This window comes from Pseudogemmobacter hezensis (assembly GCF_013155295.1).
Lineage (GTDB): Bacteria > Pseudomonadota > Alphaproteobacteria > Rhodobacterales > Rhodobacteraceae > Pseudogemmobacter > Pseudogemmobacter hezensis.
In genome coordinates, this window is sequence record NZ_JABJXT010000043.1 from 1 (window position 1) to 7,721 (window position 7,721).

Annotated in this window: 8 protein-coding genes; 3 read left to right on the forward strand and 5 right to left on the reverse strand. The window is 60.7% G+C overall.

Going from position 1 to position 7,721, the window contains the following annotated elements:
• From HOY34_RS21490 to HOY34_RS22255, 5 genes are all read right to left on the reverse strand, one after another.
• Nucleotides 1-264 (reverse strand): electron transfer flavoprotein subunit beta/FixA family protein (locus tag HOY34_RS21490; RefSeq protein ID WP_436645245.1); only part of this gene is annotated, 264 nt, incomplete at its 3' end.
• Nucleotides 265-426: 162 nt separating this feature from the next.
• The gene (locus tag HOY34_RS21495; RefSeq protein ID WP_172366691.1) at nucleotides 427-1,035 is read right to left on the reverse strand and encodes a cob(I)yrinic acid a,c-diamide adenosyltransferase; all 609 of its coding nucleotides are present in this window, start codon (nucleotides 1,033-1,035) and stop codon (nucleotides 427-429) included.
• 29 nt (nucleotides 1,036-1,064) lie between these two features.
• Nucleotides 1,065-1,271, reverse strand: a complete 207-nt coding sequence (locus HOY34_RS21500) for a twin transmembrane helix small protein (RefSeq protein WP_172366693.1) — start codon at nucleotides 1,269-1,271, stop codon at nucleotides 1,065-1,067.
• Between the two features lie 116 nt (nucleotides 1,272-1,387).
• On the reverse strand, nucleotides 1,388-2,215 hold the full coding sequence (locus HOY34_RS21505) for an SDR family NAD(P)-dependent oxidoreductase (RefSeq protein ID WP_172366695.1): 828 nt from the start codon (nucleotides 2,213-2,215) through the stop codon (nucleotides 1,388-1,390).
• A gap of 127 nt (nucleotides 2,216-2,342) precedes the next feature.
• Nucleotides 2,343-3,056, reverse strand: coding sequence for an SH3 domain-containing protein (locus tag HOY34_RS22255; protein WP_253944596.1), 714 nt, complete (start codon nucleotides 3,054-3,056; stop codon nucleotides 2,343-2,345).
• A gap of 155 nt (nucleotides 3,057-3,211) precedes the next feature.
• Here HOY34_RS22255 and HOY34_RS21520 point away from each other — a divergent pair, with 155 nt between their 5' ends.
• The 3 genes from HOY34_RS21520 to tuf all read left to right on the forward strand — a co-directional run bounded on the left by HOY34_RS21520 (nucleotide 3,212) and on the right by tuf (nucleotide 7,637).
• Complete coding sequence (locus HOY34_RS21520) at nucleotides 3,212-5,518, forward strand: DNA topoisomerase IV subunit A (RefSeq protein ID WP_172366697.1); 2,307 nt, start codon at nucleotides 3,212-3,214, stop codon at nucleotides 5,516-5,518.
• Between the two features lie 133 nt (nucleotides 5,519-5,651).
• Entirely contained in the window at nucleotides 5,652-6,368 is a 717-nt protein-coding gene (locus HOY34_RS21525) for a hypothetical protein (RefSeq protein WP_366927001.1), read from the forward strand.
• 93 nt (nucleotides 6,369-6,461) lie between these two features.
• Nucleotides 6,462-7,637, forward strand: a complete 1,176-nt coding sequence (tuf, locus tag HOY34_RS21530) for an elongation factor Tu (RefSeq protein WP_172366699.1) — start codon at nucleotides 6,462-6,464, stop codon at nucleotides 7,635-7,637.
• Nucleotides 7,638-7,721: the final 84 nt, after the last annotated feature.

The window sequence follows — 7,721 nt, forward strand, 5'->3', positions numbered from 1 at the left end:
CGCCTCGATCAGGATCGCGCGGTCGGCCCCCATCGCCAGAGCATTGCGCAGCGTTTCCTGCGCCTGCTTCACACCGATCGAGACCACCACAACCTCGGTCGCAACGCCTTTTTCTTTCAGACGGATCGCCTCTTCAACCGCGATCTCATCAAAGGGGTTCATCGACATCTTAACATTGGCGAGATCGACACCCGAGCCATCCGCCTTAACGCGGACCTTCACGTTGTAGTCAATCACCCGTTTGACAGGCACAAGGACCTTCATGCGGCAAATCTCCATTTCAGGGGGCGTGGTCGCGCCCTCATAAGCTCCCGCCTGGAGTGTTATCGCAGGGGCAGATGATTCTACAGCAAAAAGCGACAAATCCGGTTCGCACTGCGTCGCCTTACTAATGTGGTTATCCGATCAGGCGGCGACGCGGCGCGATCAGCCGTCGTTGTTTTCACTGGTCTGCGTTGCGGTGTCGCGGGTCAGCCCGGGAACCCAGAGAATGTCGGCTTTGCCATCATCATTGGCGATGCGCCCGGCGACAAAGAACCAGTCTGACAGGCGGTTGAGATAGCGTACGGCTTCGGGGTTAATGTCCTCGGCCTCTGCCAGTTCGGTTGTCAGCCGCTCAGCGCGACGGCAGACGGTGCGGCTCAGATGCAGCGCGGCAGAAAGGGGGGTTCCGCCCGGCAGGATAAAGCTGCGCAGAGGCGTCAGCCGCTTGTTCATCGCGTCGATCTCATGCTCAAGCCGGGTGACCTGCGTGGGGATCATCCGCAGGGGGGTATAGGACAGGGTCTCATCGAGGTGCCGGTCTGGGGTGGCCAGATCCGCCCCAAGGTCAAACAGGTCGTTGGAGATTCGCGCCAGGGCCTCGGCCATCTCGCCCGAGGCCTGCAGTCTGGCCAGGCCGACGGTGGCATTGGTCTCGTCAACGGTGCCATAGGCGGAAACCCGGGCGCTGTGTTTGGGAACCCGAGAGCCGTCAGAAAGCGCGGTTTCGCCTTTGTCGCCGGTGCGGGTGTAGATTTTCGACAGGACGACCATGGCTTCCCCCAATGCAGTCTTTCGTGCGCTCAGCCGCCGGATTGGCGTGACCAGGCGAAGGCGACAAGCAGCAGCACAGCAATGAATTGCGCCAGCAACCGCCAGCGCATGATCCGGTTGGCGTTTCGGCGGTTGAACTCGCCGCCTTTGGCAAAAGACCCGATCCCGAAAATCAGGATTGCGGCCACCGCGAGGGCCGCCGCAGCCATCAGCCAGAAGAGGGGAGCTGTTAACATGGCGTTATCCCATGACGTGACTGGCCTGCCCAGGCGGACATGGCCATTTTCTGTTTGCGCCAGGATGGGGCGTGAATTTGCGAAAGTCCAGATCCAGGCCGGACGTCATGCAGGGCTCAGCCTTTGGCGATCATCCAGTCCAGCACCGGACGCGGCAAAAGCCAGCGGGCAAAGGCCATCAGCCAGGTCGCTTTTGTCACATAATAACGTGCTTTCGGGCGCGGTGATTCTACCGCCCTGACCAGCGCAGCCGTCACCGCCGAGGCCGGCAGCTCAAACCTGTCGGGCGCATTTTTCGCCTCATAAAGGCGATGCAGCAGGCCACGATATTCCTCGGATCTGGCTGAATTTTCCCAGTCGATCCACTTCTCGAAATGCGGGATCGAGTTCTCTCGTATGCGCGAGGTGATCGGGCCTGGTTCAATCAGAACGACGCCGATGCCTGTGCCCCGCATCTCAAGACGCAAGACGTCGGTCATCCCCTCCATGGCGAATTTCGTCGCCACATAGGCCCCGCGCCAGCGCATAGGCACCAGGCCCAACACTGATGAGCAATTCACGATCCGCCCCGTACCCGCCGCCCGCATCAGCGGGATAACGCGCCTGGTAAGGTCATGATATCCAAAGAGATTGACCTCAAAAATCTCGCGCAATGCCGCGCGTGGCAGATCCTCGACGGCACCGGGGCAGGCAAAGGCACCATTGTTGAACAGAGCCCCCAGGCGGCCGCCATTCACCTCCTGGATATGCGCGACGGCGGCCTCGATACTGGCCTCATCTGCGTAATCGAGCTGGAAGCTTTCAAAGCCCTGCTCGCGCAGCCTTTCGCAATCAGCCTCCTGGCGGCAGGTGGCGAAGACGCGCCAGCCGCGGGCTTTCATGCCAATCGCTGCATCAAGGCCGATGCCCGACGAACAGCCGGTGATGAGAATCGATTTATCCATTGCTCTGCCCATTTTTTCCCAAGCCTTAGGGGTAAAAACAGGTCGGCGTCAAATGAGGATCATGCGGTGGTCTGACAGCTGGCAGCTGCGAATTGCGGCCCGTGATTTGTGCCCTGTCGGCAACGGGTTACCAGGCACCTGGGGCAAGGAAGCGCGAGGCGATATAGCCAGAGACGCCATCGCCTTCGATTGCAATCTCGACCCAATCCGAATCGACGGCCCCCAGCACGCGGACGGCCTCGCCCTCGGTCAGGCGGCCCACTACAGAGGTCTCGGTCGACGGGCCAAGGCGCACATTCACCGAACTTGCCGAAACGGTGCGGATATCACCCGCCTGATAGGGGGCCTGCAGGCCGGACTCTGCGCCATCCAGATTTGCAGACAGAGTCCCGTTTGCAGACAGGGCCCCCCCGTCGGTCGGATCAGCATAAAGCGAGCCCGATCCGGTATCGGTCATTTCCGACGTTATCTCTGGGGCCATAGCTGGATCGGGGCTTTCCAGGGTGGCCTGGTCGCCATCGAGGCCAGACAGGGTTGAAAGCGTAAATATGGGCTGTGACTGCGCCTCAGCCGAGGTTCCGGCGGACAGGCTGGCAATGGTGGGCGCCGGGCGCAGCTCGACCGGCGGGGGCAGTGCATTTGCGGCCAGCGCTGCGTTCTGCGCCGGGGCAGCTTGTGGGGCGGCAACGACCGAGGCTGAGAATTTCCGCTCGATCATGACGATTTCTTCACCATTGGCGACGGCACGCTCCAGCCCGGGGCGCATCTGGCCGTTGTCACGGCCAGCGATCAGCAAAGTGGCGAACATTGCCGCGCAGAGCGGCAGCACGAGGCGGAACATGAGCAGACTTTCAGAAATTGGCAGCAGCAGAGCCCTTGCTTAACACAGGCGCGGGCGAATTTTGAGAGGGAAAATCCGCATCCTGGTCAGCGGCAGGCGGTCTGTTGCGTGAAAACTGACTGGACCAGGCGCGGGCTGCGCCCTAGACAAGATCCATGTCCGATGAAGATGATGATCACAATTCCCAGGGTCAAACCATTGCCGAGCCGCTGTCGCGCGCCATTGGCGATCGCTATCTGACCTATGCCCTTTCGACCATTATGCACCGGGCGCTGCCCGATGCACGCGATGGGCTGAAGCCGGTTCACCGGCGAATCCTTTACGCGATGCGCGAGCTGCGGCTTTCGGCGACGGGTGGCTTCCGCAAATCGGCGAAGATCGTCGGCGATGTGATGGGCAACTATCACCCGCATGGCGATGGCGCGATTTATGACGCGATGGCGCGCCTCGCGCAGGATTTCAACGTCCGCTATCCGCTGGTCGATGGTCAGGGCAATTTCGGCAATATCGACGGCGACAGCCCGGCTGCCTCGCGCTACACCGAGGCCCGGCTGACCGCTTTGTCGGAAACGCTGATGGAAGGCCTGGCCGAGAACGCGGTCGATTTCCGCCCCAATTACGACGGCACGCTGGAAGAGCCCGCCGTGATGCCCGCAGCCTTTCCGGCGTTGCTGGCCAATGGCTCGTCGGGGATCGCGGTCGGCATGGCCACGAATATCGCGCCGCACAACCTGGACGAGCTGATTCTGGGCTGCCATGCGATGCTGAAAGACCGTGACATCAGCACCGAGGCGCTGATGGAGCATATTCCCGGCCCCGATTTCCCGACCGGCGGCGTGATTGTCGAACCGCGCGAGTCGATTCGGGACGCCTATGAGACCGGGCGCGGTGCCTTCCGTATCCGGGCGAAATGGGAGATCGAGGATCTGGGCCGGGGTGGCTGGCAGATCATCGTCACCGAAATCCCCTATATGGTGCAGAAGTCGAAGCTGATCGAGAAACTGGCCGAGGTGATCCACCTGAAAAAGGTGCCTCTGCTGGCCGATGTGCGCGACGAATCCGCCGAGGATATCCGCATCGTGCTGGAGCCGCGGGCGCGCAATGTCGATCCCGAGATGCTGATGGGGATGCTGTTCCGCAACTCGGATCTTGAGACGCGGTTCAGTCTGAACATGAACGTGCTGATCGACGGGCGCATTCCTGAGGTCTGCTCGCTGAAGCGGGTTTTGCAGGCCTTCCTCGATCACCGCCGCGAGGTGCTGCGCCGCCGCTCGACGCATCGGATCGAGAAGATCGACCATCGGCTTGAGGTGCTGGAAGGCTTTATCATTGCCTATCTGAACCTTGACCGGGTGATCGACATCATCCGCTATGACAACGACCCCAAGGCCGCGCTGATGGCTGAGGTCTGGGGCGGCACCTTCCCGCGTGCGCTGTCGGAAAAAGACTATGCCGCGCCGAAACCGCGCAGCCCCGGCGATCTGACCGAGGTTCAGGCCGAGGCGATCCTGAACATGCGGCTGCGCTCTTTGCGCCGTCTGGAAGAGATCGAGCTGCGCCAGGAGCGCGACGCGCTTTTGAAAGAGCGTGAAGGCCTGGCCGGGCTGCTGGCCTCGGACGCGAAGCAGTGGAAGAAGATCGGCGAAGAGCTGGAAGAGATCCGTGCCAAATTCGGCAAGACCTGGGTTCACGGCAAGCGCCGCTCGGTCTTTGCCGATGCCGGAACGATCGAGGATGTGCCCTTTGAGGCGATGATCGAGCGCGAGCCGATCACGGTGATCTGCTCGAAAATGGGCTGGATCCGGGCGATGAAAGGCCATGTGGATCTGAGCACCGAGCAAAAGTTCAAAGACGGCGACGGGCCGCGCTTTGCCTTCCATGCCGAGACGACCGACAAGATCCTGCTGGTGGCGGAAAACGGGCGGTTCTTTACGCTGATCGGTGCCAACCTGCCCGGTGGGCGCGGCATGGGGGAACCCGTGCGCCTGATGGTTGATCTGGCCAATGACACTGACATCACCGATCTGATCCTGTTCCGGCCCGGTGAGAAATATATGCTGGCCTCGACGGCGGGGGATGGTTTTGTCGTCCCCGCTGAGGAATTGCTGGCGCAGACAAAGACCGGCAAGCAGGTGCTGACGGTGAAGGATGGCGTGAAATCCGCGATCTGCCGCAAGATCTCTGGCGATCACGTGGCTGTGGTGGGTGAAAACCGCAAGCTTTTGATCTTCCCGCTGACCCAGCTGCCTGAGATGAGCAAGGGCAAGGGGGTCCGGCTGCAAAAATACAAGGATGGGGGGCTGTCGGATGCGATCAGCTTCACCCTGTCCGAGGGTTTGAGCTGGAAAGATCCGGCGGGGCGGACCAGGCTGGAGACAGATCTGACCGAATGGCTGGGTGCGAGAGCCGGGACGGGCAAGATGGCCCCGCGTGGCTTCCCGCGTGACAATCGCTTTACTTAAGTAAAAATCGCCCTGGCACGAGGCCTGGCAGGGGCCCGGAATTTTTGAAAATTCCGGGCAAATTCCTTGTAAGGAATTTGGCCTTTGGCGAGCGATGCGCCGGATTTGCCAGCCGGATCAGCATAGGCTATCGGTGGCGCTGTCCCTGATGGAGAATCCTTTCGTGCTTCTGCGCTGTTTTGTTTCGCTTGTGCTGAGCTTCACACTGGTGGCCTGTGGTGCCAGGGGCGATCTTACCGAGCCGCCGATGCCTATGGGTGATTTCGTCCTGGGGCATAATATTGTCGTCACCGAAAACATGCAGAAAGTTCCGATTTCGCGCGATGCAAGTGGTGCGGAATGGGAAAAAGCCATGAAAACGGCGGTCGATGACCGCTTTGGACAGAAGCGCTATCCTGGCAGCCGGGTCTATAATATCGGCATTTCTGTTGACGGCTTTGCGCTGGCCCCTCCGGGAATTCCTATCGTTGCGGCGCCAAAGTCGGTGCTCGCAGTCACCGCAAATATCTGGGACGATGCCTCTGGGAAGAAGCTGAATTCCGAAGGCCAGAAGTTCACGGTTTTTGAAAGCCTTTCGGGTGATACGGTGATTGGCAGCGGTTTGACCCGAACCAAAGCGCAGCAGATGGAGGCACTATCCTTCAACGCGGTCCTGAAGATTGAGGGATGGCTGCAGGAGCATCCGGATTGGTTTGGTATGACCAAAGAGCAGCAGTCTGAATTGCTGGCCGTCCGCGAGGCAGGGATTGAGAAAGCGCGTGACAGCGCGAAAGCCGCCCCGCTGGCCGATCAGCCGCCGGATGCCGACCCGCAAGAGGGTGCCGCTCCAATGCAGAAGAAACCCAACTGAGGCTTGATTTTCTCCGCCGCCATCGTTAAGTCGCCGCCCAGGTGAAACAGGGGTTCCCCGTCCGGGGAATTCCGCAGAGTAAGGGCGGCCAGGATGGCAAAGGCAAAGTTTGAACGGAACAAACCGCACGTCAACATCGGCACGATCGGCCACGTTGACCACGGCAAGACGACCCTGACGGCCGCGATCACCAAATATTTCGGTGAATTCAAAGCCTATGACCAGATCGACGGTGCTCCGGAAGAGCGCGCTCGCGGCATCACCATCTCGACCGCACACGTCGAGTATGAGTCGGAAAACCGCCACTACGCACACGTCGACTGCCCCGGCCACGCTGACTATGTGAAAAACATGATCACCGGCGCGGCACAGATGGACGGCGCGATCCTCGTGGTGAACGCTGCTGACGGCCCGATGCCGCAGACCCGCGAGCACATCCTGCTCGGCCGCCAGGTGGGTATCCCCTACATGGTCGTCTACATGAACAAGGTTGACCAGGTTGACGATCCGGAACTGCTGGAACTCGTCGAGATGGAAATCCGCGAGCTGCTGTCGTCCTACGAATACCCGGGCGACGACATTCCGATCATCAAAGGCTCGGCTCTGGCCGCAATGGAAGGCCGCGACAATGCAATCGGCGAGGACTCGATCCGCGCGCTGATCGCTGCTGTCGACAGCTACATCCCGACCCCCGAGCGCGCTGTTGATCAGCCGTTCCTGATGCCGATCGAAGACGTGTTCTCGATCTCGGGCCGTGGTACCGTTGTGACCGGTCGTATCGAGCGCGGCGTGATCAACGTCGGTGACGAAGTCGAGATCGTCGGCATCCGCCCGACCTCGAAGTCGACCTGTACCGGCGTGGAAATGTTCCGCAAGCTGCTGGATCGCGGTGAAGCTGGCGACAACATCGGCGCGCTGCTGCGCGGCGTTGACCGTGACGGCGTTGAGCGTGGTCAGGTTCTGGCGAAGCCGAAATCGGTTAACCCGCACACCCAATTCGAGGCTGAGGCCTATATCCTCACCAAAGAAGAGGGCGGCCGCCACACCCCGTTCTTCGCGAACTACCGTCCGCAATTCTACTTCCGCACCACCGACGTGACCGGCATGGTGAAACTGCCGGAAGGCACGGAAATGGTTATGCCGGGCGACAACCTGAAGTTCGAAGTCGAACTGATCGCTCCGATCGCCATGGAAGAGAAGCTGCGCTTCGCTATCCGTGAAGGCGGCCGCACCGTTGGTGCAGGCGTTGTTGCGAAAATCATCAAGTGATCCGCAAGTGATCTGGGGGCCACAAGCCCGCAGATGACGACCTGATTACGAAAGGCCGCCCCGAAACGGGCGGCCTTTTTCGTG